Below are 21,785 nucleotides of genomic sequence, written 5' to 3' on the forward strand. Positions count from 1 at the left end.
ACGATCCCCCATGGCAAACAAAGACATCGTCCTCGCCTTCTCCGGCGGCCTCGACACTTCCTTCTGCGTTCCCTACCTGCAGGAACAAGGCTGGAACGTCCACACCGTGTTCGCCGACACCGGCGGCGTCGACGCGGAAGAACGCGCGACGATCGAAGCGCGCGCCGCCGAGCTCGGCGTTGCTTCGCACGTCACCATCGACGGCGGCCCCGCGATCTGGGACGGCTTCGTCAAACCTTTCGTCATGGCCGGCGAGGGCTACCAGGGCCAATATCCGCTGCTGGTTTCCGACCGTTACCTGATCGTCGACGCGACGCTCGCACGCGCGCATGCGCTCGGCACGCGCGCGATCGCGCACGGTTGCACCGGCATGGGCAACGACCAGGTGCGTTTCGACCTCGCGGTGAAGGCGAGTGGCGACTACACGATCGTCGCGCCGATCCGCGAAATCCAGAAACAACACACGCAGACGCGCGCCTACGAGCAGGCTTATCTCGAAGAACGCGGCTTCGCCGTGCGCGCCAAGCAGAAGGCCTACACGATCAACGAAAACCTGCTCGGCCTGACGATGTCGGGCGGCGAGATCGACAAGTGGGAAGCACCGGGCGAAGGCGCGCGCGGTTGGTGCGCGCCGCGCGATCAATGGCCGAACGAGGCCATGCAGGTCACGGTCGCGTTCGCGAAGGGCGAAGCGATCTCCCTGGACGGCAAGCCGATGCCGGGCGCGCAATTGCTCGCCAAGCTCAACGCGCTGTTTGCGCCTTACGGCGTGGGCCGCGGCATGTACACGGGCGATACGACCATCGGTTTGAAGGGCAGGATCGTGTATGAAGCACCCGGCCTGGCCGCATTGCTCGCCGCGCATCGCGCGCTGGAAGAAGCGGTGCTCACCAAGCAACAGAACCGCTTCAAGCCCGACGTCGCGCGCAAGTGGGTGGAACTGGTGTACGAAGGCTTCTACCACGATCCCCTGAAGACCGACCTCGAAGCTTTCCTCGCCTCCAGCCAGCGCATGGTCAACGGCGAAGTCGTGCTCGAAACCCGCGGCGGCCGCGTCGACGCGGTGGCCGTGCGTTCGCCGCACCTGCTCAACGCGAAGGGCGCGACCTACGCGCAATCGGCCGACTGGGGCGTGGAGGAGGCCGAAGGCTTCATCCGCCTGTTCGGCATGAGCAGCACGTTGTGGGCCCAGGTGAACGAAAAGGATCGCTGAGGTGCTCGACCACGTCCTTCGCCATCTCGAAGCGCTCGTCTCCTTCGACACGCGCAATCCGCCGCGTGCGATCACCACCGGCGGCATCTTCGATTATCTGCGCGCGCAGTTGCCGGATTTCCGCTGCACGGTGACCGATCACGGCGAAGGCGCGGTGTCGCTGCTCGCCGTGCGCGGCACGCCGCGGCGTGTGTTCAACGTACATCTGGACACCGTGCCCAATGCGGCCGGCTGGACGCGCCCGCCGCATCGGCTGTGGGTGGCCAAGGGCCGCGCGACGGGGCTGGGTGCCTGCGACATCAAGGGCGCGGCGGCGGGTTTGGTCGCCGCGGCCAATGCAACAAAAGGCGACGCGGCCTTCCTCTTCAGCAGCGATGAAGAAGCGAACGACCCGCGCTGCATCGAGGCGTTTCTCGGGACCGTCCACGGGTTCGCCGAAGCCATCATCGCCGAGCCGACGCAATGCGAGGCGGTGCTCGCCCATCGCGGCATCAGTTCGGTCCTGCTGCGTTTCCAGGGCCAGGCGGGCCATGCCTCCGGCACCGACGCGTTGCATTCCAGCGCGTTGCACCACGCGATGCGCTGGGGCAGCCGTGCGCTGGACTTCGTCGAATCGCAATCGCACCAGCGCTTCGGCGGACTGACCGGTTTGCGCTTCAACGTCGGTCGTGTCGAAGGCGGCATCAAGGCGAACGTGATCGCGCCCAGTGGCGAAGTGCGCTTCGGCTTTCGTCCGTTGCCGTCGATGGCGTTCGAACAGTTGCACGATGCCTTCGGCAAACTCGCCGAGCCGGGCGCGCTCGCGCGATACGAAGAAACCTTCCGTGGTCCGTCCTTGCCGTCGGGTGACGTCGCCGCGGCCGAGGCGCGCCGCCTCGAAGCGCGCGACCTCGCCGACGAACTCGGCCTTCCCATCGGCAACGCGGTCGACTTCTGGACCGAAGCCTCGCTCTTCTCGCGCGCGGGCATGACGGCCTTCGTTTACGGCCCCGGCGACATCGCGCAGGCGCACACGGTCGACGAATGGGTCGCCCTCGATCAACTGCAACGCTACACGGACTCCATCGTGCGCATCCTCCAGGCATGAACATCATGCACATCCACGACCCCCAGACCCGCCAGACCATCGTCCGACTGCTTTCGAGCATGGCCGGTGCGAAGGAGATCTCGCAGTACCTCAAGCGCTTCTCGCAGCTGGACGCGGCGCGCTTCGCCGTCGTCAAGGTCGGTGGCGCGGTGTTGCGCGACGATCTCGAAGCGCTGACCTCTTCGCTCGCCTTCCTGCAGGACGTGGGCCTCACGCCCATCGTGTTGCACGGTGCCGGCCCGCAATTGGATGCAGAGCTCGCGGCCGCCGGCATCGAAAAGCGCACGGTCGACGGATTGCGCGTGACTTCGCCCGAAGCCCTGGCCATCGTGCGCCGCGTGTTCCATGCGCAGAACCTCAAGCTCGTCGAAGCGCTGCAGGCGCAGGATGCGCGCGCGACGTCGATCGTCAGCGGCGTGTTCGAAGCCGACTATCTGGATCGCGACACGCTCGGCCTGGTCGGCGAAGTGAAGCGCGTGGAGCTCGCGCCGATCCAGGCGAGCCTGCAGGCCGGCTCGATCCCCGTGATCGCAAGCCTGGGCGAAACCGCGGGCGGGCAGATCCTCAACATCAACGCCGACTTCGCCGCGAACGAACTCGTGCAGAAGCTGCAGCCGTACAAGATCGTATTCCTCACCGGCACGGGCGGTTTGCTGGACGATGCGGGCAACGTGATCGATTCGATCAACCTGTCGACCGAATACGACCATCTCATCGCACAACCGTGGCTCCACGGCGGCATGAAGGTGAAGATCGAGCAGATCAAGGCCTTGCTCGATACCTTGCCGTTGTCCTCGTCGATCTCGATCACGCGGCCGTCGGAGCTGGCGAAGGAGCTGTTTACGCACACCGGTTCGGGCACGCTGGTGCGGCGCGGCGAGCGCGTGCTCACGGCGACGCGTTGGGACGAACTCGACCTGGAGCGCCTGCGCCCGCTCATCGAATCGGCGTTCGGCCGCAAGCTGTTGCCCGACTACTTCGAACGCACCACGCCGCATCGCGCGTACGTGAGCGAGAATTACCGCGTCGCGGTGATCCTTACGCAAGAGGACGCCGGCGTGTATCTCGACAAGTTCGCCGTACTCGACGAAGCGCAGGGCGAGGGCCTCGGACGCGCGGTCTGGAACGTGATGCGGGAGGAAAATCCGCGCCTGTTCTGGCGCTCGCGCCGCGGGAACCCCGTCAACGCGTTCTATTTCGCAGAAAGCGACGGGTGCGTGAAGCAGGCGCGTTGGGATGTGTATTGGTACGGGATCGATGCACTCGACGCCATCGCGCGCTGCATCGATCATTGCGCCGCACGCCCCGCCACCCTCGAGGACGCCGCATGACGACTGCCGACTGGACGACGCCGCCGACCTTGCGCGGCCGCCATGTGTCGCTGGAAGCGATGACGCCCGCGCACGCCGACGGCCTGCGCGCCGCGGTGGAAGATGGGCGCCTGTACGAACTCTGGTACACGAACGTACCCGAGGCGAAAGACGTCGATGCCTACATCGACGGCGCACTGGCGAAGCAGGCGAAGGGCGACCAGCTTGCCTTCATCGTGCGCGACGGCGCCGGCAGGATCGTCGGCACGACGCGTTATTACGAACTCGCGCCGGAAGTGCCGCGTCTTCAGATCGGTTACACGTGGTACGCATCGAGCGTGCAGCGCACGGGGCTGAATACCGAAGCCAAGCTGCTGTTGCTGGGCCACGCCTTCGAGACACTGCGCTGCGCGTCGGTGGGTTTGCAGACCAGTTGGTTCAATCTCGCCTCGCGCACCGCCATCGCGCGCCTGGGCGCGAAGGAGGAGGGCATCACGCGCAACCACGTCCGCCATCGCGACGGCACGCTGCGCGACACGGTGAACTTCTCGATCATCGATGCCGAGTGGGCGGCAGTGAAGCAGAACCTGATCGGCCGCCTGGGGCGTTACGCATGAGCGGCAGGACGACCATCGGGATCGTCGGCGCCCGCGGGCACGTCGGCACGGAACTGATCAAGCTGATCTGCGGACATCCGAAGTTCGATCTGGCCTATGTCTCTTCGCGAGAGCGGGCAGGGCGTCTCGTATCCGAGTTCGAACCGGCCTATCGCGGTGGCTTGCGTTACAGCGCGCCGGCGACCGAAGACCTTCCGACGCTCGGCGCGGATGCCGTCGTGCTCGCCTTGCCGAACGGCAAGGCGGCCGCGTGCGTGGCCGCCTTCGATTTCGCCAACGTCGATCCCGTCATCGTCGATCTGTCGGCCGACTTCCGTTTCGATCCGGCCTGGTATTACGGCCTGCCCGAACTCACGCGTCAGTGGCATGCGGACCAGCGCCGCATCAGCAATCCCGGCTGCTACGCGACCGCCATGCAGCTTGCGATCGCACCGATGCGCGAATTCCTGGACGGTCCGGTGCAATGCTTCGGTGTCTCGGGCTATTCGGGCGCTGGCACGACGCCGTCGGACAAGAACGATCCGGAGGCGCTGCGCGACAACCTGATGCCTTACGCCTTGACCGGCCATGTGCACGAGCGCGAAGTCAGCACGCAGTTGCGGCATCCGGTCGAATTCATGCCGCATGTCGCGCCCCATTTCCGCGGTTTGACGATCACGGCGAACCTGCACCTGCGCACGGCCTTCGATCGCGAAGCGGTGCTGGCGCGTTATCGCGAGGCGTATGCGAACGAAGCGCTCGTGCGCGTGCAAGCCGACGCGCCCTGGGTGAGCCGAATCGCAGGGCGGCAGCATGTCGAACTCGGTGGCTTCACGCTCTCGGAAGACGGGCATCGCCTGGTCGTGGTCGCCACGGAAGACAACCTGCTGAAGGGCGCGGCGACGCAGGCCTTGCAGAATCTCAACCTGGCCTTCGGTTTAGACGAATACGCCGGCATTCCCCTCGACACGCACGTGGAGGCCGCATGAGCGACCTGTTGTGGCAGAAGCCGGGCGTCCAGGTGGACGCGCAGATCCAGGCCTTCCTCGCGGGCGATGACGTGTTGCTCGATCGCGAGTTCTTCCTGCACGACATCGCCGCCAGTCGCGCGCATGCGCAGGGATTGGCGAACATCGGGATGCTGACGGCGGACGAGCTCGCGGGCCTGGAACGCGAACTAGGCGCGCTCGCCGAAGACTTCCGGAGCGGCGCATTCGTGCTGGACGCGCGCTTCGAAGACGGGCATTCGGCGATCGAAGCGCGCCTGACCGAACGCCTCGGCGATGCGGGCCGCCGCATCCATGCGGGGCGCAGCCGCAACGACCAAGTGCTGGTCGCCACGCGCCTGTGGCTCAAGGAAAAGCTCGCAACCGTGCAGGCGCTGTGCCGCGAAGTCGCGGGCATCGCGCTGGACCGCGCGCAGGCGGAAAGCGCGATGCCGATGCCGGGCTACACGCACCTGCAGCGCGCCGTCGTGTCGTCGGCGGGTCTGTGGTGGGCCGGGTGGGCCGAGGCGTTCATCGACAACGCGCAGCGCGCAGCCGATACGCGTGCATGGGTCGATGCGAATCCGCTGGGCACCGCCGCCGGTTACGGCGTGAACCTGCCGCTGGATCGCGCGCATACGACGCAAGCGCTCGGTTTCGCGCGCATGCAGGTCTCGCCGTTGTACGCGCAACTCTCGCGCGGCAAGTTCGAACTGGCCGCACTGGAAGCCTTGGGCAGCGCGATGGGCGACCTGCGTCGCCTGGCCTGGGACCTGAGCCTGTTCACGACGGCCGAATACGGCTTCGTGCGCCTGCCCGCGCAATACACGACCGGCAGTTCGATCATGCCGAACAAGCGCAATCCCGACGTCGTCGAATTGATGCGCGGCACCTACGCCAGCGTGGCCGCCGCGCGCAGCGAAATCGAACACCTGCTTTCGCTGCCGGGCGGTTATCACCGCGACCTGCAGATCACCAAGGGCGCGCTGTTCCATGGCTTCGGAAAGGGGCTGGCCGCGCTCGCCTTGTTGCCGGACCTGTTGCGCAACCTCGACTGGAATGTCGAGCGCATGCGCGACGCACTGGAACCGTCGATGTACGCCACCGACCTGGCCGTCGATCTCGCGCGCGAGGGCATGCCGTTCCGCGATGCCTACAAACAGGCCGCCGATCCGGCGAAGTGGGCGGAAGGCGATCCGGCGGCGAGCCTGGCGGCGCGCGTTTCGCCGGGCGGCGCAGGCGCGATGCAACTCGACGCATTGCGCAAGCGCCTGGGCTGACGCGGCGTTACTCGCGCGTGAGCACCACGTTGCCGAGGTCCACCGCGAATGTGCCCTTGTCCAGGTGCACCTGCCGCGTCATCGGTTGATACCCGGCGCAGGCGATCACGACCTCGTAGTCGCGCACCTTCTTGTCGACGGGGAAGGATTCCTGGAAATGCGCGCCCTTCAGGCTGCGCGTGTAGTCGCCTTCGTCGGGTGTCCCCTTGAACTGGGGCAACGACAGGCGACATTGGCTGCCTTCGGGCGGCGGGACGATCAGCGCACCGCGCACCGTGATGTAGCCGTTGCCGGAACACGCGGCGACACCGGCCACCAACAGCACTGCCACCCATCGCCAAGCTCGCATGATCCGGCCCTCCCTTGCGTGGCCGTCAGCAATACGCCGCCCGGGGCAGGGCATGCAAGAGGGACGATCCGACGAGAGGCGCTTGACGCTTCCCTGCTTTTCCTATCAAGTAAATAGGAAATGCTGACCAACCGGGCCAGGTACGGAATTCGGGCGATGTGCGCGCTGGCGGGCGCGCGCGGCGAATCCCTGCAGGCCAAGGCCATCGCCGCCAGCGCCGATGTTCCGCTGAAGTTCCTGGAAGCCATCCTCGTCGACCTGCGCCGCGCCGGTTTCGTGAACAGCGCGCGCGGCAAGGCCGGTGGGCATGCGCTCGCGCGGCCGGCCGAGTCCATCGTCGTCGGCGACGTCATCCGTGCGATCGACGGCCCGCTCGCGCCGGTGCGCTGCGCCAGCGTCACCGCGTACGCGCCGTGCGCCGACTGCAAGGATCCCGAACATTGCGCCGTGCGCGGGCTGATGCGTGAAGCACGCGAAGCGCTCGCCTCGGTGCTCGATACGTGCACGCTGCAGGCGCTGCACGACCGCGCGCATCCCCTCCACGCAGTGGACTCCGTCGCATGACCCCCGTCGCGCCATCACGCCCAGCGAATGTTCCACCAACGACCCTTCCCGACCCGGAAGCGGAGGTGCTGCGCGCCATCCGCGACACCGCGTTCGGCACCATCGAGGTGACCGTGCACGGTTCGCGCATCGTGCAGATCGTCCGCAGCGAGAAGACCCGATTCGACCAGCGCTGACGCGCTGCCCACAACCGGCCGACCGGACCACCGGAGGCGATCCCACCCACAAGGGAGCAACCCCCGATGGTCCGAGCCTTCGTTCCGCTGACTCTCGCGCTCGCCTGCCTCGCGATGCCGCAGGCGCACGCCGCCGATCCACCGACGCCGCAGGACGCGCCAACCCTGCAGGACATCGAAGCGCGCGTGCGTCGCCTCGAAGCCTTGCTCGGTGAAACGTCGCCGGCGTCGCAAACCCCGGCCGACCTCGCCGCACTCGACAAACGCCTGCGCGTCCTGGAGCAGAAACTCGCCGCGCAACCTGCGCCCGTTGCCATAGCGCCGGCGCCGCCGCCGACGCAGGAGACGAAGGCCGCGGAATCGCCGACCTTCACCTTCGACGAGAAAGGCATCGCGTGGAAATCCACCGTCGGCGGCGGATCCGAACTGCGCCTGCGCGGCTTGTTCCAGTACGACGGCCGCCATTGGTTCGATGACAACGTCGTGCAGGACGACACCTTCCTCCTGCGCCGCCTGGAACCGACGATCGAAGGCAACTTCGGTCCCTTGTTCGCGTATCGCTTCACGGGGCAATTCGCCGGCGATTCGGCGAGCACCGTCGATGCGTACGTCGACGTGCGATTCGATCCGCGTGCAACGGTGCGCGTGGGCAAGACCAAGGTGCCGCTGGGCCTGGAACGCTTGCAATCGAGTGCGACGACCAGCCAGGTCGAAAATGGCCTGCCGTCCGAACTCGCGCCCGGCCGCGACATCGGGGTGCAGTTGCAGGGCAAGTTCGACGGCCCGGGATTGTCGTACGCACTGGGCGTGTACAACGGCACGGTCGACGGGCGCGATGGCGCATCGACCAACCCCGACGGCGATTTCGAAATCGCCGCGCGCGTGTTCTTCGAACCGTGGAAGGGTGGGGCCGGTACGTTGTCGGGCCTGGGCTTCGGCCTGGCGGCCACGCATGGCGACAAAGACGGATTCGGCAACGACTTCCTCCCGCGCTATCGCACGCCGGGGCAGCTGACCTTCTTCAGCTATCGCAACGACGTCGCCGCCGCGGGCACGCAGGACCGTTGGTCGCCGCAACTGTATTGGTACGCCGGCCGCTTCGGCGTGCTGGGCGAATACATCGCCTCGCGACAGGACGTGGCGCGCAACGGCGCGAGCGACACCATCGACAACCGCGCCTGGCAAATCAGCACGAGCTTCGCGGTGACCGGCGAACCCGCCAGTTACCAAGGGATCGTCAAACCCGAAAATCCCTTCGCACTCGGCGAAAGCGGGTGGGGCGCACTGGAACTCACCGCGCGCTATGGCGAATTGGACATCGACGATCGCGCCTTCCCGATCTTTGCCAATCCCGTCAGCGCGGCGGCCGGCGCACGCAGTTGGGGCGTCGGCTTCAACTGGTATTTCAACACGCACTTCAAGCTCGTCGCCGATTACCTGCATACGACCTTCGACGCCGCACCCGGCGGTTTCGAACGCGATGCCGAAGACCTCCTGTTGACCCGCGCGCAGTTCTCCTTCTGAGGCCCCCGTCATGACGAAGACCTTCCTCGCGACTCTCACCTTGGTCCTGCTCACCGGCGTGGCATCGGCGAAAACCACGCTGCTCAACGTGTCCTACGACCCCACGCGCGAACTCTACGAAGACGTGAACGTCGCCTTCGCCGCGCAGTGGAAACAGAAGACCGGCGAAGACCTCAACCTGCGCACCTCCCACGGCGGCTCCGGCAAACAGGCGCGCGCAGTGATCGACGGCCTGGGCGCCGATGTCGTCACGCTCGCGCTCGCCGCGGACATCGACGTCATCGCCGATAAGGCCAAGCTGCTCCCGGCGAATTGGCAAACGCGCCTGCCACACAACAGCGCGCCGTATACCTCGACCATCGTCTTCCTCGTGCGCAAGGGCAATCCGAAGAAGATCAAGGACTGGAACGACCTCGCGCGCCCCGGCGTCGCCGTGATCACGCCCAATCCGAAGACCTCCGGCGGCGCGCGCTGGAACTACCTCGCCGCCTGGGCGTGGGCGTCGCGCGAATATCGCACCGGCCCGAAGGTGGTCGATTACATGGGCAAGTTGTTCCGCAACGTGCCCGTGCTCGACACCGGTGCGCGCGGCGCAACGACGACCTTCGTCGAACGCGGCATCGGCGACGTGCTGATCGCGTGGGAAAACGAAGCCTTGCTGGCGCAGAACGACGCGCAGACGCGCGGCAAGTTCGAGATTGTCGTTCCTTCGCTCAGCATCAAGGCCGAGCCGCCGGTCGCGTGGCTGGATGCCAACATCGACAAACACGGCACGCGCATGCAGGCCGAGGCGTACCTGCGATTCCTGTATACGCCGCAGGGCCAGCAAATCGTGGCGAAGCATTTCTATCGCCCGGCCGAACCCGCGGGCGTGTCCGCTGCGGCGCTCGCGCGTTTCCCGAAGGTACCGATGGTGACCATCGACAACGCCTTCGGCGGTTGGAAGCACGCGCAGACGACGCACTTCGCCGACGGCGGTTTCTTCGACCAGATCTATCGGCCGGGCGGCTGATCGATGGCGATCGTCGCCACGCGCCTGGTGCGGCGGATGCGCCATCCGCTGCCCGGTTTCGGCCTGAGCCTCGGCCTGGGCATGGCGTGGCTCGGGTTGATCGTGCTGTTGCCGCTGGCCGCGCTCGTCGTGCGCTCGGCGGAATTGGGCGGCGCCGGCTGGATGCGCGTGCTCGCCGATCCGCGCGTGCGCGCCTCGCTGGTGTTGAGTTTCAGCGCGTCGGCCGTCGCCGCGGTGATCGCTTCGCTCGCCGGCGCGCTCATCGCCTGGGTGATCGTGCGTTATCGCTTCCCCGGTCGACGCTTGATGGATGCGCTCGTCGACCTGCCGTTCGCATTGCCGACGGCAGTCGCCGGCATCGCGTTGACGGCGATCTATTCGGCGAACGGGTGGGTCGGGCGATTCGTCGAACCGCACGGTTACAAGATCGCCTACGCACCGGCAGGCATCGTGATCGCGCTGGTGTTCATCGGTTTGCCCTTCGCGGTGCGCACCTTGCAACCGGTGCTCGAAGTGCTCGGCCGCGACCAGGAAGAAGCCGCGGCATCGCTGGGCGCGAGCCGATTCACGACCTTCCGCCGCGTGGTGCTGCCCGAACTCGCGCCTGCATTGCTCACCGGTTTCTCGCTCGCCTTCGCGCGCGCGCTGGGCGAATACGGCTCGGTGATCTTCATCGCCGGCAACCTGCCGTTCAAGACCGAAATCGCGCCGCTGCTGATCACCATCCGCCTGGAGGAATACGACTACGACGGCGCGGTCGCGATCGCGGCGTTGTTGCTCGCGGCCTCGTTCGTGTGCCTGCTGGCGATCAACACGCTGATCCCGGCCCTGTTCGCGAGGAAGCGCGATGTTTGAGAAGGGCGCGCCCGTCGACCCGTTGCAGGCGCCGCGTTGGCTGCGCTGGGGGCTCACCGCGCTCGCGATCCTCGTGATGGCGCTGTTGCTCGTGATGCCGCTGGCGATGGTGCTGGGCGCGGCGTTCTCGGAGGGCGTGAAGGTGTGGTTCGCCGCATTGACCGAGCCCGACGCGCGTTCGGCGCTCGAGTTGACGCTCATCACCGCGGCCGTCGTGATTCCGCTCAACGCGTTCTTCGGCCTGGCCACCGCATGGGCCGTGACGCGCTTCGAATTCCGCGGCAAGCGCATCCTGCTCGCGCTGATCGACCTGCCGTTCGCGGTCTCGCCGGTGGTGGCGGGTTTGTGCCTGGTGCTGCTGTTCGGGCGCACGGGCTGGTTCGCGCCGCTGATCGATCACTACGGGCTGCAGATTCTGTTCGCGCGTCCGGCCATCATCCTGGCGACGATGTTCATCACCTTTCCCTTCGTCGCGCGCGAGTTGATCCCGCTGATGGAACAGCAGGGCACGGAAGAAGAACTCGCGGCACGCTCGCTCGGGGCAGGGCCGTGGCAGATGTTCCGCCGCATCACCTTGCCGAACATCAAATGGGCACTGTTGTACGGCGTGCTGTTGTGCGGTGCGCGCGCGATGGGCGAGTTCGGCGCGGTGTCGGTGGTCTCCGGCCACATCCGCGGCCTGACCAATACCTTGCCGCTGCACATCGAAATCCTCTACAACGAATTCAATTCCACCGCGGCCTTCGCGGTCGCCTCGCTGCTCGCGGGGCTCGCACTGGTGACGCTCGTCGTGCGCTTCTGGCTGGAAGCGCGGCACGGCGATGCGCTCGCGCGCGCCCATCGGAGACACTGAGCGGACATGGACCTTCACCTCAACGGCATCGCCAAGCATTACCCCGGCGTCGCGGCGCTGGACGCCGTCGACCTGGACATCGCATCGGGCGAACTGGTCGCGCTGCTCGGTCCGTCGGGATCGGGCAAGACCACGTTGCTGCGCGTGATCGCGGGCCTGCTGCATCCGGATGCGGGTCGGCTGCACTTCGGCGAAACCGATGCGACGTCGATGCGCTTGCGCGAACGCAACGTCGGCTTCGTGTTCCAGCAGTACGCGCTGTTCCGCCACATGACGGTCGCCGAGAACATCGCCTTCGGCCTGCGTAGTCGGCCGCGCGCGCAGCGTCCTTCGCGCGCGGAAATCGCCAAACGCGTCGACGAGTTGCTGGTGCTGATCCAGTTGCCGGAACTCGGCGGGCGCTATCCCGACCAACTCTCGGGTGGCCAGAAACAACGCGTCGCCCTGGCGCGCGCGCTGGCGATCAAGCCGAGCGTGTTGTTGCTGGACGAACCCTTCGGCGCGCTCGACGCCAAGGTCCGCGTGGAGTTGCGTCGTTGGTTGCGGCGGCTGCACGAACAAACCGGGCAGACGACCGTCTTCGTCACGCACGACCAGGAAGAAGCGCTCGAACTGGCCGATCGCGTGGTCGTGATGCGCAATGGCCGCATCGAGCAGGTGGCCTCGGTCGACGAGATCCATCGTGCGCCCGCGTCTCCCTTCGTCTTCGCGTTCATCGGGCGTGCGAACCGGCTGGAGGGCGAGGTACGCGAAGGCAGCTTCCACATGGAAGGGCATCGACTCGCATTGCCGATGGAAGGCGACTACGAAGGCCCCGCGGTACTGATGACGCGGCCGCACGATCTGGCGATCGTCGGCGAAGGCGAAGGTTTCGCCGCGAAGGTCGTCGATCTGTTCCGTCGCGCAGACCGCATCACCGCCGAACTCGAATGCGCGGGCCAACCCCAGACGATGGAAATGGATTTACCGGACACGCAGGATGCGCAGGTGCCGCGCGTCGGCGACGTGGTGCGCGTGCGCCCGGTGCGGGCGTCGGTGTATCCGAGCGACCGCTAGGGCGCTTTCGCGGTAGCGGCTTCCAGCGAAGCGCGCGCGAGCCATTCGAGCGCTTCGGCGCGTGTGTCGAACACGCGCGACGGGATGTGCCGGATTTCGCACGCAAGTTCGGTGGGAAACGCGAAGACGCTGGAGATCCCGACCAGGGCGACGCGCGCCGTCGGGATCGCCAAGTGGGTGATGGTGCGCGCGATGAAGTCGGCCCGGTTGGCCTTGTCTTCCTCGACGGGCGTGGCGTTGGTGAAGTCGACCAGCAGGCGGTCGGCCCGCGCGTCCTGGAGCATCCGTGCGACGTCTTCGACGGCTTGCGCGCGTTCGAAGTAGCCGACGACGCCGGTGTAACGCACCTCGAGGGTGCTGGCATCCAACATCTGGATCGTATGGGGCATGGAATCCTTTCCGTTGCGACAGGGTGTCTTCGAATCAGCTCGTGCCACGGGCGTGCTTGCCGGGCGCATCCTGCAACGCGGCCGCCACCGGCCCGTGACGTTCCAGGTCCACGGTCTGCAGCAACTCGCGATAGGCATGCGGGGACATGCCCACCGGGCTGTAGACCGCATGGCCGCCGGTGGCGTCGGAACGCCACCGGCATCCGTACAACAGCGCCGACCCATTCGGCAGGTCGCGCCAGAACCGCTCCGGCGGCGCATCCAGTTCCTGTTGCAGGCCATGCAACGGCCCGCCGACGAAAGTGACGATGACGCGGTTGTCCGATGAAGTCATACGCAAGCATTGGCTCGGGTGTCTGGCGATTCTGCCAAAAGCCGCGTGGCCGGAAAATGCATGTGCGCTCGCGCATTCAGCGACGTCGAGGCAATGCGTGCGCGACGTGAAGACCCGTCGGCTGAAACGATTACCGGAACGCGGTCAGGTCCCGCGGTGTGATTCCCTTCGCATTGCAGTACGCCAGGTAGCGTTCCAATGCGGTCTTCCAGTTCTCGATCGCCACGACGCGGTCGTTCTCGTCCATGTACACCAGGTCGCCGGTGACGATGTTCAGTGCGATCACTTCGCCGTCATGGTCGGAGGCCTGCGGCGTGTGTGCGGAACCGGCGGTTTCGTACACGATGCTGCCGGGCGTGGCGACCCAGTCGTGTTCCTGGTATTTCCACTGGCCCTGCAGCGTGTAAACGATGACGGTGCCGGAGTGGTAGTGGCGCGGCATGACGGTGCTGGCTGGCGCCTTGAGCATGGCGATGACTTCGCCGCGGATCGGGTCGAGCTTGAAGTACTTGACCATCACCTCGTTGCTGTACGGCGCGAATGGAATCCACGGAATGGATTCGTCGGCGATGACGGCGGTTTCGATGGACTTGTGCAGCATGGGGGAACGTCCTCTGGTTGGTGGTTGCGCGCGATCAATCTAGCGCTCACCACGCGACCATGTGCCGAGGAAAATGCCCAAGCGGGAGGTATCTTCTTCAGCAGCCGGACGCACAGGCGTGGGTCGTCCGACCCACGCCTGCCCGAATGTCTTACTGGCGCGTGGCCTGGCGCGCCGCGCCGCTGGCGGCCTTCGCCTTTTCGCTCACGACGAGCTTCATCGCGACGTCCGAGTCCTTCCAGGACGCGTAATCCTCGTCCATCTGCGCGCGTTCTTCGGCGCTGAACATCTCGCGCGCCATCTTGAACATCGTCTTCTCTTCTTCCTTGGCGTGGTGGTCGATGAACTCACCGAACACTTTCACGCGGCCGGCGAACTCGGGCGTGCCGGGTTCTGCCTGGTGCACTTCCGGGATCACCGAATGCTCGACGGCATGGTGCTCGGCGATGGCTTCGGCGAGCGTCTGCATGCCTTCGCGGTCGGCGCGTTCCTTGAACGCGGGGTAGAACACCTGTTCTTCCCACTTCGCATGCGGGATCAGGCTGTCCTCGATCTTGTCCAGCAACTCGATGCGTCCTTTCACGGCACGGTCGGTCGTGTCCTTCATCTGTTCGAACAACGCGCGCAGCGCGTCGTGTTCTTCCTTCAAAGTCTTCAGGATGTCGCGTGCCATCGGGGTCCTCCGGTTGAACTGCACGCGGCGATGCTGGACCCCGGGCGGTCGACGATGCGTGACACCGCGAACGTGACTGCGATCGACAGGCAACAAAAAACCGCCACGCGGGCGGTTTTTGGATCGGCAAATGAAAATTGGTCGGGGAGACAGGATTCGAACCTGCGACCTCTACGTCCCGAACGTAGCGCTCTACCAGACTGAGCTACACCCCGACAGCCGAGCCGCGAATTCTAGCGGGGCGCCCGAGGTCGAGGCAAGCCTTGGAAGCTGCGGAGGTGCGATGGTCGAGGGGCGCGGCGCCCAGCCGCTAGACTATGCGGCTTGCGGCCGGCCGCGGCGGATTGCCCGGTGCCGGCCTCCTTCGACCCCTGGAGCCCGCTTTGAGTACGCCGATCAAGCCCCGCACGCCATCGGGCGTCATGGAACTGCTGCCGCGCGACCAGATCGCCTTCCAGCGCATGCTGGACACGATCCGCCGGACCTTCGAGCAGTTCGGCTTCCTGCCGGTCGAAACCCCGGTGATGGAGCTCTCCGACGTGCTGCTGACCAAATCCGGCGGCGACACCGAGCGGCAGGTCTACTTCGTCCAGTCCACCGGCGCGCTCGACAGCGCGGGCAGGGAAGGGCGGCCGGAGCTGGCGCTGCGCTTCGACCTCACGGTCCCGCTGGCCCGCTACGTGGCCGAACATGAACACGACCTCGCCTTCCCCTTCCGCCGCTACCAGATGCAGCGGGTCTATCGCGGCGAACGCGCCCAGAGCGGGCGCTATCGCGAGTTCTACCAGTGCGACATCGACGTGATCGGCAAGGACACGCTGTCGCCGCGCTTCGATGCCGAGATCCCCGCGGTCATCGCGTCGGTGTTCGAACACCTGGCGATCGGCGATTTCACCATCCACTTCAATCATCGCAAGTTGTTGCGCGGGTACTTCGAAGGCCTGGGCATCGGCGATGGCGAGCAGCAGACGGCGGTGCTGCGCGAACTCGACAAGCTCGACAAGCGCGGGCCCGATGCGGTGCGCGCGACCCTGTTGGGCGAGGGTTACGGACTGGCACAGGACGTGGTCGATGCGCTGATGGCGTTCTCGCAGGTGCGTTCGAACGGGCATGCCGATGCGCTGGTGAAGCTCGACGCCTTTCCGCAGGGAACGGCGCTGTTCGAGGAAGGCCGCGCGGAACTGCGCGCGATCCTCGCGCAGCTCAAAGCGCTCGGCGTCCCCGAACACCGCTACGCACTGAACCTCTCGATCGCGCGCGGCCTGGATTACTACACGGGCATCGTCTACGAGACCTTCCTCGATGCGCACCCGCAGATCGGTTCGATCTGTTCGGGCGGCCGCTACGACAATCTCGCGAGCCACTACACCAAGTCGAAGTTGCCGGGCGTCGGCATTTCGATCGGCCTGACGCGACTGTTCTACCAATTGCAGAAGGCCGGGCTGGTGTCGACGGCGGCCAGCTCGGTCGACGTGCTCGTCTCGCTGATGGACGATGCGCTGCTGCCCGATGCGCTCGCGCTGTCGCAGCGCCTGCGCGGCGCGGGGCTCAACGTGGAAACGCAACTGGAACCGCGCAAGCTCGCCAAGCAGTTGCAATACGCCGATCGCGCGGGCATCCGTTTCGTCGCCATCCGCGGCGAAGATGAAATCGCCCGCGGCGTGGTCGCGGTGAAGGACATGCGCAGCGGCGATCAATTCGAACTGACAGAAGCAGACTTGCCCGCCAGGCTGCAGGAGACCGTGCGATGAGACCTGTTCGCCTCGATGGCCGCTCGCTGTCGCAACGCATGTTGGTGGAAGTCGCGCACGGCGCGATCGTGGAGCTGGACGCCGACGCACTGAAGGCCGTCGCGCGCGCGGCGGAATTCCTCGCCGAGCAGGTCGCGCGCGAGGAACCGATCTACGGTGTCTCGACGGGCTTCGGCAGCAATGCCGACAAGTTGCTCGGCGGCCATCCGGTGCGCGAGGCCGACGCCGGTCGCTCGCTGCATCGCGAATTGCAGAACAACCTCATCGTCACGCACGCGGTGTGCGTCGGCGAACCCTTCCCGCGGGAAGTGGTGCGCGCGATGTTGTGCATCCGCATCAACACGTTGCTGCGCGGGCATTCGGGTATTCGCGTGGAAACGCTGCAGGCGTTGGCCGCGCTGCTCAACGCGGGCGTCGTGCCTGTCGTGCCGCAGCTGGGTTCGGTCGGCGCGTCGGGCGACCTCGCGCCGCTGTCGCACCTGGCCATCGTGTTGATCGGCGGCGGCGAAGCGTTCGTCGACGGCGAGCGCGTGTCCGGTGGCGAAGCCTTGCGGCGCAAGGGCCTGCATCCGGTGTCGCTGTCGTACAAGGAAGGGCTCGCGCTCAACAACGGCACGGCGCAGATGCTCGCGTGCGGTGCGCTCGCGTTGCAGCGCCTGGAAGAATTGCTCGACACGGCCGACATCGCCGCGGCGATGACGATCGATGCCTTCGCCGGTCGCCTGGGTGCATTCGCCGAACAAGTGCACGCGCTGCGCCCGCATCCGGGCCAGGTGCACGTGGCGGCGCATCTGCGCCAGTTGCTCGAAGGCTCGACACTCTCCGACATCCCGTATCACCTCGTGCCGAAGTTCTGCACGTGGGCGCCCGATGCCTGGGACGATGCGGAATCGCACGCGCACGCCTTCGACATCGGCTGGAACTGGGTGCCGTTCACCCAGCGCCACGGTCGCGAGAAGTTCTACACGCGCTTCCGTCCCTTCCGCGGCGGCAAGAAGCACCAGCCGCAGGACAGTTATTCGCTGCGCTGCATTCCGCAGGTGCATGGCGCCGTGCGCGATGCGGTGGAGCAGGCCAAGCGCGTGTTCGACGTCGAGCTCAATTCGGTCACCGACAACCCGCTGGTCTTCCCCGATGCGCAGGCCGAACACGTGGAGGAGCAGGTGATCTCCGCCGGCCACTTCCACGGCATGCCGCTCGCGCTGGCGATGAGCTACGTGAAGGCGGCGATCCCGGTGCTCGCCTCGATCAGCGAGCGCCGCCTCAACAAGCTGCTCGACCCGGCGACCAACGACGGCCTGCCGGCCTTCCTCATCGGCAACGAGGACGGCACCGAATCGGGCCTGATGATCGTGCAGTACACCGCCGCGGCGATCGTCAACGACCTTGCGAGCCGTGCGATGCCGGCTTCGGTGTATTCGATCCCCACCAGTGCGAACGCCGAAGACCACGTGTCGATGGGCGCGAACGAAGCGCGCCACGTGCTCGCGATGGTCGCCGATCTGGCCAAGGTGCTGGGCCTGGAACTGATGACCGCCGCGCAGGCGCTGGACCTGCGCCGCGACATGATCAACGCCGCGCGTTCGCTCGCCGATCGCGTGGATGCCGAAGGCTTCGCGGCGAAAGTGCAGGGCGGGCCGCCGAAGGACGCCGCCGAGCGCGCGCGTTTCCTCGCGGAAGTCGATGGTCTGCGCGCGGAGCTCGCACAGGCGGCGGACTTCCGCCCCGGCCGCGCGGTGGAAGCCGCGCATGCCGCGATCCGCACGCGCATCGAGCCGATGGCGCGCGACCGCGCGCTCGACGGCGATGTGGCGATGGCCGTTCGACTGGTGGCGGAGAATGTCGTCCTCGATGCCGCGCGCGTTGCGCTGAACGACTGACATGCGCGCGAGCTTGTGGTGCACGGTCGTCTTCGCGACGGTGTTGCTCGCGCCGTCGCACGCCGCGGAGCCGCAACGCTTCCTCGTCTTCGGCGATCCGCAGCCGAAGTCGGCCGTCGACGTGACTTACTTCAGGCGCGACATCGTGAATCCGGCGGGTCCGATGACCGAGGGCAGCGCCGCGGTGATCGTCCTCGGCGACATCGCCAACGATGCGCCTGCGTTGTACCCGAGCATCAAAGGGGTGATGAAGCGGCTCGGCATTCCAGTGCTGTTCGCGCCCGGCAACCACGACATGGATGCCGGCGCGGAATCCGATGCTGCATCGCTGGGCCAATGGCACAAGGCGTTCGGCGCGGATACGTACCTGAGCAAGTACCGCGCCGCGAACGTCATCGTGCTCGACGATGTGATCGCGCGCCCGGGCAAGTCGCCTGGCTACGTGGGCGGCTTGCGCGAGGACCAGTTCAAGAAGATCGAAGGCTGGCTGCGCGACCTGCCGCGCGACAAGCTGCTGATCCTGGCCGCGCACATCCCGTTCTTCGACAACTCGGAGGTCGAGGGCTGGGAGAACTTCCGCTCCGCCGATCGCAAGCGTCTGTTCGCGTTGCTCGAACCCTTTCCGCACGTGTTGTTGCTGAGCGCGCATACGCACAACCAGCAGCACTACTTCCACGGCGCGAAGGACGGGTGGCATGGACCGCAGCCCCTGCACGAATACAACGTCGGTGCCGCGTGCGGTGCGTTCTGGTCGGGCGCGCCGGATGCGCAGGGCATTCCCGATGCGACGATGAGCGACGGCACGCCGAACGGTTTCGCGACGGTGGACGTGCAGGGCGACGGCAGCTATACGCTCGCCTGGCATCCGGCGCGCGATCCGGCCGACACGCAGATCGCGTTGCATGCGCCGAAGGTGTTGCGTCGCGGGGCCTGGCCGGCTTGGGGCGTCTACGCGAACGTGTACATGGGCCATGCGGGCACGCGCGTGGAGTATCGCGTGGACGATGGCGACTGGATGCCGATGCAGCGCGTGGCGCAGCCCGATCCGCGCCTGGTGGAAGAAAACGTGCGGGACGATACGGCGGACCACTTGCGTGGCTTCGATCGTTCGCCGGAAGCGACGCCGTCGACGCATCTGTGGCGCGGCGCGTTGCCGACCAAGCTCGATGCCGGCGAACACGCGGTGGAAGTGCGTGCGTTCGATACGTGGCGCGGGCAGACGCGTGCGAAGACGACGTATCGATTGGCAGCGCCATGAGCTGAGACCCCCTCAATCGCGCTTTGCGCGATTGATCCCCCTGGAAGGGGGATGGGGGTCAGGTGAGTTCGATGTCCGCGAAGGATTCGACGCGTGTATGCCCGCGCGTCGCCTCACCGGTGCGCGGCGCCGGATAATCCTCGCGGCGATCCAGCAGCACCGTGCGCATGCCGGCATCGCGCGCCGCGTCGAGCTCTTCGACGATATCCGACAGGAAGACGATGTCGCCCGCGTTCCCGCCGTACTCGGCCGCGATGCGGCGATAGCTGTCCGCGTCGCGTTTGTGTCCGACCGCGGTGTCGAACCAGGCGGTGAACATCCCCGTCAGGTCGCCCGCATCGGTGTGGCCGAACAACAACTTCTGCGCGGGCACTGAGCCGGACGAATACACGGCCAGCGGATGCCCCGCATCGCGCCACGCTTGCAGCGCCGGCGCGACGTCCGGATACAGCGGCGCGGTGAAGTCCGCATTGCGGTAACCGGCGTCCCACACCATGCCCTGCAGCGCCTTGAGCGCGGTGTGCTTGCGGTCTTCGTCGATCCAGCCCTGCAGCGTCTCCACGATCATCTCGTCGCTGCACACGCCGCCGTTTTCCATCGCGACCTGGTCGAGCCAGCGCCGCACATCGGGTTCCTTGCCGTGCTCGCGCACGAAGCCCGGCAGCGCACGGCGCGCATACGGGAACAACACGTCGCGCACGAAGGAAATGCTGCTGGTGGTGCCTTCGATGTCGGTGAGGATGCGCGTGGCCATCACTCGCGCGCCTGGCCCGGCTCGTAGCGCGGGAAACGCGTGGCGATGTCGGCGCCCGTGAAATGCCCGACCCAACCATCCGGCTCGGTGAAGAAGCGGATCGCGACGAAGCGCGGTTCCGGCCCCATGTCGAACCAATGCGTCATGCCATCGGGCACGGCGACCAGGTCGCCGGCTTCGCACAACAATTCGTAGACGCGCCCGTCGACGTGCAGCGTGAACAGGCCCGAGCCATCGACGAAGAAACGCACTTCGTCTTCCTTGTGGAAGTGTTCGTCGAGGAACTTCTTCCGCATTTCCGCGCGGGCGGGATTGTCGGGCGCGATGCTCACGACGTCGACGGTGCGGAAGCCGCGCTCGGACACCAGGCGATCGATGTCGCCCTTGTAGGCGGCCATGATCGCTTCGGGCGGATCGCCGGCCTTCACCGGCTGCGTGGCTTCCCAACGTTCGAAGGACACGTTGATCGGCTTGAGTTCGCGGGCGATCTCATCGAGCGTGCGCGCGACGACGACCGGCTGGTCGGGATGGTCTTCTTCGAAGATGCGCAGGCGGCTCATCGTTGCAGTTTCCTCAGTTCCAGTTCGCAGCCGATCAGGAATTCGAAGGCTTCCAGGTGGCGGCGCGCTTCGGCCATGTCGGTGCCCCATGCGTAGAGGCCGTGCCCGTCGATGAGGTAGCCCCACATCGGGCGGCGGTCGAGCAGGGCATCGACCTGCGCGGCGAGCGTGTGCATGTCCTGCGAGTTCGGCAGCACGGGCACGACGACTTCGGTCTCGTGCGTGTCGTTGCCGCGGAAGGCCTTGAGCAATTCGTAACCGTCCAGGCGCAGCTGGCCCTTGCCGGCGAACAGGCGCGAGGCGATCGTCTGGTTCTGCGAATGCGTGTGCAGGACGCAGCCGATGTCCGGGAATCGCTTGTAGAGCTGCGTGTGCAGCAGCGTTTCGGCGGAGGAGCGCTGGTCGGTGGCGACGGGCTGGCCTTCCAGGTCGACGACCATGATGTCGTCTTCGGTCAGGCGGCCCTTGTCGCGGCCGGAGACGGTGATGGCGGCGTGCTGCGCATCGATGCGGCGCGAGAAGTTGCTGCTGGTCGCCGGCGTCCAGCCGCGCGCGGCGAGTTCGGTGACGTTGGCGATGATCTCGCCGGCCGCGCGACGCAGTGCTTCGCGGTCGAAGGGGAGGGGGGCGTTCATGCGGGGAAGTTTACCCGGAGCGTGTTCAGCCGCTGCAAACGCGCCGTTCAAGGCGGCCCCCAAAAGGAAACGGCGCGGTTGCCCGCGCC

General features: G+C 66.5%; 24 protein-coding genes and 1 tRNA gene. 16 read left to right on the plus strand and 9 right to left on the minus strand.

Annotated elements, in window-relative coordinates:
• Nucleotides 1-10: 10 nt before the first annotated feature.
• The 6 genes from AC1DOM_RS13475 to argH are packed head-to-tail and all read left to right on the plus strand — an operon-like array spanning nt 11 to nt 6,472.
• Nucleotides 11-1,213: an argininosuccinate synthase gene (locus AC1DOM_RS13475; RefSeq protein WP_498964121.1), complete on the plus strand. Its 1,203-nt coding sequence runs from the start codon at nt 11-13 to the stop codon at nt 1,211-1,213.
• The gene (locus AC1DOM_RS13480) at nt 1,206-2,300 is read left to right on the plus strand and encodes an acetylornithine deacetylase (RefSeq protein ID WP_498964204.1); all 1,095 of its coding nucleotides are present in this window, start codon (nt 1,206-1,208) and stop codon (nt 2,298-2,300) included. The genes AC1DOM_RS13475 and AC1DOM_RS13480 overlap by 8 nt, the downstream gene beginning before the upstream one ends.
• The gene (locus AC1DOM_RS13485; RefSeq protein ID WP_498964123.1) at nt 2,297-3,631 is read left to right on the plus strand and encodes an acetylglutamate kinase; all 1,335 of its coding nucleotides are present in this window, start codon (nt 2,297-2,299) and stop codon (nt 3,629-3,631) included. Before AC1DOM_RS13480 ends, AC1DOM_RS13485 begins: the two co-directional genes overlap by 4 nt.
• Nucleotides 3,628-4,227 carry a GNAT family N-acetyltransferase gene (locus AC1DOM_RS13490; RefSeq protein WP_498964125.1) on the plus strand — a complete coding sequence of 200 codons (600 nt, stop codon included), beginning with the start codon at nt 3,628-3,630 and terminating at the stop codon, nt 4,225-4,227. The genes AC1DOM_RS13485 and AC1DOM_RS13490 overlap by 4 nt, the downstream gene beginning before the upstream one ends.
• Nucleotides 4,224-5,195, plus strand: a complete 972-nt coding sequence (argC, locus tag AC1DOM_RS13495) for an N-acetyl-gamma-glutamyl-phosphate reductase (protein ID WP_498964126.1) — start codon at nt 4,224-4,226, stop codon at nt 5,193-5,195. Before AC1DOM_RS13490 ends, argC begins: the two co-directional genes overlap by 4 nt.
• Complete coding sequence (gene argH / locus AC1DOM_RS13500; RefSeq protein WP_498964128.1) at nt 5,192-6,472, plus strand: argininosuccinate lyase; 1,281 nt, start codon at nt 5,192-5,194, stop codon at nt 6,470-6,472. The genes argC and argH overlap by 4 nt, the downstream gene beginning before the upstream one ends.
• 7 nt (nt 6,473-6,479) lie before the next feature.
• Here argH and AC1DOM_RS13505 read toward each other — a convergent pair whose 3' ends face one another.
• Nucleotides 6,480-6,821 (minus strand): hypothetical protein, encoded by a 342-nt coding sequence (locus AC1DOM_RS13505; RefSeq protein WP_498964130.1) that lies wholly within the window; start codon nt 6,819-6,821, stop codon nt 6,480-6,482.
• A gap of 120 nt (nt 6,822-6,941) precedes the next feature.
• On the opposite strand from AC1DOM_RS13505, the gene AC1DOM_RS13510 reads away from it, so the two are divergent.
• The 7 genes from AC1DOM_RS13510 (at nt 6,942) to AC1DOM_RS13540 (ending at nt 12,861) form a co-directional block, all read left to right on the plus strand.
• Nucleotides 6,942-7,385 (plus strand): RrF2 family transcriptional regulator, encoded by a 444-nt coding sequence (locus AC1DOM_RS13510; RefSeq protein WP_498964132.1) that lies wholly within the window; start codon nt 6,942-6,944, stop codon nt 7,383-7,385.
• 65 nt (nt 7,386-7,450) lie between these two features.
• Nucleotides 7,451-7,561, plus strand: coding sequence for a DUF2292 domain-containing protein (locus AC1DOM_RS13515; RefSeq protein ID WP_498964134.1), 111 nt, complete (start codon nt 7,451-7,453; stop codon nt 7,559-7,561).
• Nucleotides 7,562-7,627: 66 nt separating this feature from the next.
• Nucleotides 7,628-9,085 (plus strand): OprO/OprP family phosphate-selective porin, encoded by a 1,458-nt coding sequence (locus AC1DOM_RS13520; RefSeq protein ID WP_498964136.1) that lies wholly within the window; start codon nt 7,628-7,630, stop codon nt 9,083-9,085.
• Between the two features lie 10 nt (nt 9,086-9,095).
• A complete protein-coding gene (locus AC1DOM_RS13525; protein ID WP_498964138.1) occupies nt 9,096-10,097 on the plus strand; it encodes a sulfate ABC transporter substrate-binding protein in 1,002 nt (333 codons plus the stop codon).
• A 3-nt stretch (nt 10,098-10,100) separates the two neighbouring features.
• The gene (gene cysT / locus AC1DOM_RS13530; RefSeq protein ID WP_498964140.1) at nt 10,101-10,952 is read left to right on the plus strand and encodes a sulfate ABC transporter permease subunit CysT; all 852 of its coding nucleotides are present in this window, start codon (nt 10,101-10,103) and stop codon (nt 10,950-10,952) included.
• Entirely contained in the window at nt 10,945-11,805 is an 861-nt protein-coding gene (gene cysW / locus AC1DOM_RS13535; protein WP_498964142.1) for a sulfate ABC transporter permease subunit CysW, read from the plus strand. The genes cysT and cysW overlap by 8 nt, the downstream gene beginning before the upstream one ends.
• A gap of 6 nt (nt 11,806-11,811) precedes the next feature.
• On the plus strand, nt 11,812-12,861 hold the full coding sequence (locus AC1DOM_RS13540) for a sulfate/molybdate ABC transporter ATP-binding protein (RefSeq protein WP_498964144.1): 1,050 nt from the start codon (nt 11,812-11,814) through the stop codon (nt 12,859-12,861).
• Here the strand turns inward: AC1DOM_RS13540 and AC1DOM_RS13545 are convergent.
• The 5 genes from AC1DOM_RS13545 to AC1DOM_RS13565 form a co-directional block, all read right to left on the minus strand.
• Complete coding sequence (locus AC1DOM_RS13545; protein ID WP_498964146.1) at nt 12,858-13,250, minus strand: hypothetical protein; 393 nt, start codon at nt 13,248-13,250, stop codon at nt 12,858-12,860. The two genes, AC1DOM_RS13540 and AC1DOM_RS13545, sit on opposite strands and share 4 nt — an antisense overlap.
• Nucleotides 13,251-13,284: 34 nt before the next feature.
• Nucleotides 13,285-13,584: a hypothetical protein gene (locus AC1DOM_RS13550; RefSeq protein WP_498964148.1), complete on the minus strand. Its 300-nt coding sequence runs from the start codon at nt 13,582-13,584 to the stop codon at nt 13,285-13,287.
• 130 nt (nt 13,585-13,714) lie between these two features.
• Complete coding sequence (locus AC1DOM_RS13555) at nt 13,715-14,185, minus strand: 2,4'-dihydroxyacetophenone dioxygenase family protein (protein WP_498964150.1); 471 nt, start codon at nt 14,183-14,185, stop codon at nt 13,715-13,717.
• A 151-nt stretch (nt 14,186-14,336) separates the two neighbouring features.
• A complete protein-coding gene (locus AC1DOM_RS13560; protein WP_498964152.1) occupies nt 14,337-14,858 on the minus strand; it encodes a hemerythrin domain-containing protein in 522 nt (173 codons plus the stop codon).
• 138 nt (nt 14,859-14,996) lie between these two features.
• Nucleotides 14,997-15,073: transfer RNA gene (locus tag AC1DOM_RS13565), tRNA-Pro, on the minus strand.
• Nucleotides 15,074-15,241: 168 nt separating this feature from the next.
• Here AC1DOM_RS13565 and hisS point away from each other — a divergent pair.
• Genes hisS through AC1DOM_RS13580 form a run of 3 tightly spaced genes read left to right on the plus strand, consistent with a single transcriptional unit; the run spans nt 15,242 to nt 19,747 of the window.
• A complete protein-coding gene (gene hisS / locus AC1DOM_RS13570; RefSeq protein ID WP_498964154.1) occupies nt 15,242-16,609 on the plus strand; it encodes a histidine--tRNA ligase in 1,368 nt (455 codons plus the stop codon).
• Nucleotides 16,606-18,489, plus strand: a complete 1,884-nt coding sequence (locus AC1DOM_RS13575; RefSeq protein ID WP_498964156.1) for an HAL/PAL/TAL family ammonia-lyase — start codon at nt 16,606-16,608, stop codon at nt 18,487-18,489. Before hisS ends, AC1DOM_RS13575 begins: the two co-directional genes overlap by 4 nt.
• A gap of 1 nt (nt 18,490) precedes the next feature.
• Nucleotides 18,491-19,747 (plus strand): calcineurin-like phosphoesterase C-terminal domain-containing protein, encoded by a 1,257-nt coding sequence (locus AC1DOM_RS13580; protein WP_498964158.1) that lies wholly within the window; start codon nt 18,491-18,493, stop codon nt 19,745-19,747.
• 58 nt (nt 19,748-19,805) lie between these two features.
• Here AC1DOM_RS13580 and mtnC read toward each other — a convergent pair whose 3' ends face one another.
• Genes mtnC through AC1DOM_RS13595 form a run of 3 tightly spaced genes read right to left on the minus strand, consistent with a single transcriptional unit; the run spans nt 19,806 to nt 21,696 of the window.
• Nucleotides 19,806-20,501, minus strand: a complete 696-nt coding sequence (gene mtnC / locus AC1DOM_RS13585) for an acireductone synthase (RefSeq protein WP_498964160.1) — start codon at nt 20,499-20,501, stop codon at nt 19,806-19,808.
• On the minus strand, nt 20,501-21,061 hold the full coding sequence (locus tag AC1DOM_RS13590; RefSeq protein ID WP_498964162.1) for a 1,2-dihydroxy-3-keto-5-methylthiopentene dioxygenase: 561 nt from the start codon (nt 21,059-21,061) through the stop codon (nt 20,501-20,503). Before AC1DOM_RS13590 ends, mtnC begins: the two co-directional genes overlap by 1 nt.
• Nucleotides 21,058-21,696: a methylthioribulose 1-phosphate dehydratase gene (locus AC1DOM_RS13595; protein WP_498964164.1), complete on the minus strand. Its 639-nt coding sequence runs from the start codon at nt 21,694-21,696 to the stop codon at nt 21,058-21,060. The genes AC1DOM_RS13590 and AC1DOM_RS13595 overlap by 4 nt, the downstream gene beginning before the upstream one ends.
• Between the last annotated feature and the right edge of the window lie 89 nt (nt 21,697-21,785).

The sequence above is a fragment of the Lysobacter sp. P5_B12 genome, from assembly GCF_056400425.1.

Excerpts from the sequence above, each read along its gene's own strand:
- AC1DOM_RS13475 (WP_498964121.1), top strand. The coding sequence starts at position 11 with ATGGCAAACAAAGACATCGTCCTCGCCTTCTCCGGCGGCCTCGACACT.
- AC1DOM_RS13485 (WP_498964123.1), top strand. The coding sequence starts at position 2,297 with ATGAACATCATGCACATCCACGACCCCCAGACCCGCCAGACCATCGTC.
- AC1DOM_RS13490 (WP_498964125.1), top strand. The coding sequence starts at position 3,628 with ATGACGACTGCCGACTGGACGACGCCGCCGACCTTGCGCGGCCGCCAT.
- argC (WP_498964126.1), top strand. The coding sequence starts at position 4,224 with ATGAGCGGCAGGACGACCATCGGGATCGTCGGCGCCCGCGGGCACGTC.
- argH (WP_498964128.1), top strand. The coding sequence starts at position 5,192 with ATGAGCGACCTGTTGTGGCAGAAGCCGGGCGTCCAGGTGGACGCGCAG.
- AC1DOM_RS13505 (WP_498964130.1), bottom strand. The coding sequence starts at position 6,821 with ATGCGAGCTTGGCGATGGGTGGCAGTGCTGTTGGTGGCCGGTGTCGCC.
- AC1DOM_RS13510 (WP_498964132.1), top strand. The coding sequence starts at position 6,942 with ATGCTGACCAACCGGGCCAGGTACGGAATTCGGGCGATGTGCGCGCTG.
- AC1DOM_RS13520 (WP_498964136.1), top strand. The coding sequence starts at position 7,628 with ATGGTCCGAGCCTTCGTTCCGCTGACTCTCGCGCTCGCCTGCCTCGCG.
- AC1DOM_RS13525 (WP_498964138.1), top strand. The coding sequence starts at position 9,096 with ATGACGAAGACCTTCCTCGCGACTCTCACCTTGGTCCTGCTCACCGGC.
- cysT (WP_498964140.1), top strand. The coding sequence starts at position 10,101 with ATGGCGATCGTCGCCACGCGCCTGGTGCGGCGGATGCGCCATCCGCTG.
- cysW (WP_498964142.1), top strand. The coding sequence starts at position 10,945 with ATGTTTGAGAAGGGCGCGCCCGTCGACCCGTTGCAGGCGCCGCGTTGG.
- AC1DOM_RS13540 (WP_498964144.1), top strand. The coding sequence starts at position 11,812 with ATGGACCTTCACCTCAACGGCATCGCCAAGCATTACCCCGGCGTCGCG.
- AC1DOM_RS13545 (WP_498964146.1), bottom strand. The coding sequence starts at position 13,250 with ATGCCCCATACGATCCAGATGTTGGATGCCAGCACCCTCGAGGTGCGT.
- AC1DOM_RS13550 (WP_498964148.1), bottom strand. The coding sequence starts at position 13,584 with ATGACTTCATCGGACAACCGCGTCATCGTCACTTTCGTCGGCGGGCCG.
- AC1DOM_RS13555 (WP_498964150.1), bottom strand. The coding sequence starts at position 14,185 with ATGCTGCACAAGTCCATCGAAACCGCCGTCATCGCCGACGAATCCATT.
- AC1DOM_RS13560 (WP_498964152.1), bottom strand. The coding sequence starts at position 14,858 with ATGGCACGCGACATCCTGAAGACTTTGAAGGAAGAACACGACGCGCTG.
- AC1DOM_RS13575 (WP_498964156.1), top strand. The coding sequence starts at position 16,606 with ATGAGACCTGTTCGCCTCGATGGCCGCTCGCTGTCGCAACGCATGTTG.
- AC1DOM_RS13580 (WP_498964158.1), top strand. The coding sequence starts at position 18,491 with ATGCGCGCGAGCTTGTGGTGCACGGTCGTCTTCGCGACGGTGTTGCTC.
- mtnC (WP_498964160.1), bottom strand. The coding sequence starts at position 20,501 with ATGGCCACGCGCATCCTCACCGACATCGAAGGCACCACCAGCAGCATT.
- AC1DOM_RS13590 (WP_498964162.1), bottom strand. The coding sequence starts at position 21,061 with ATGAGCCGCCTGCGCATCTTCGAAGAAGACCATCCCGACCAGCCGGTC.
- AC1DOM_RS13595 (WP_498964164.1), bottom strand. The coding sequence starts at position 21,696 with ATGAACGCCCCCCTCCCCTTCGACCGCGAAGCACTGCGTCGCGCGGCC.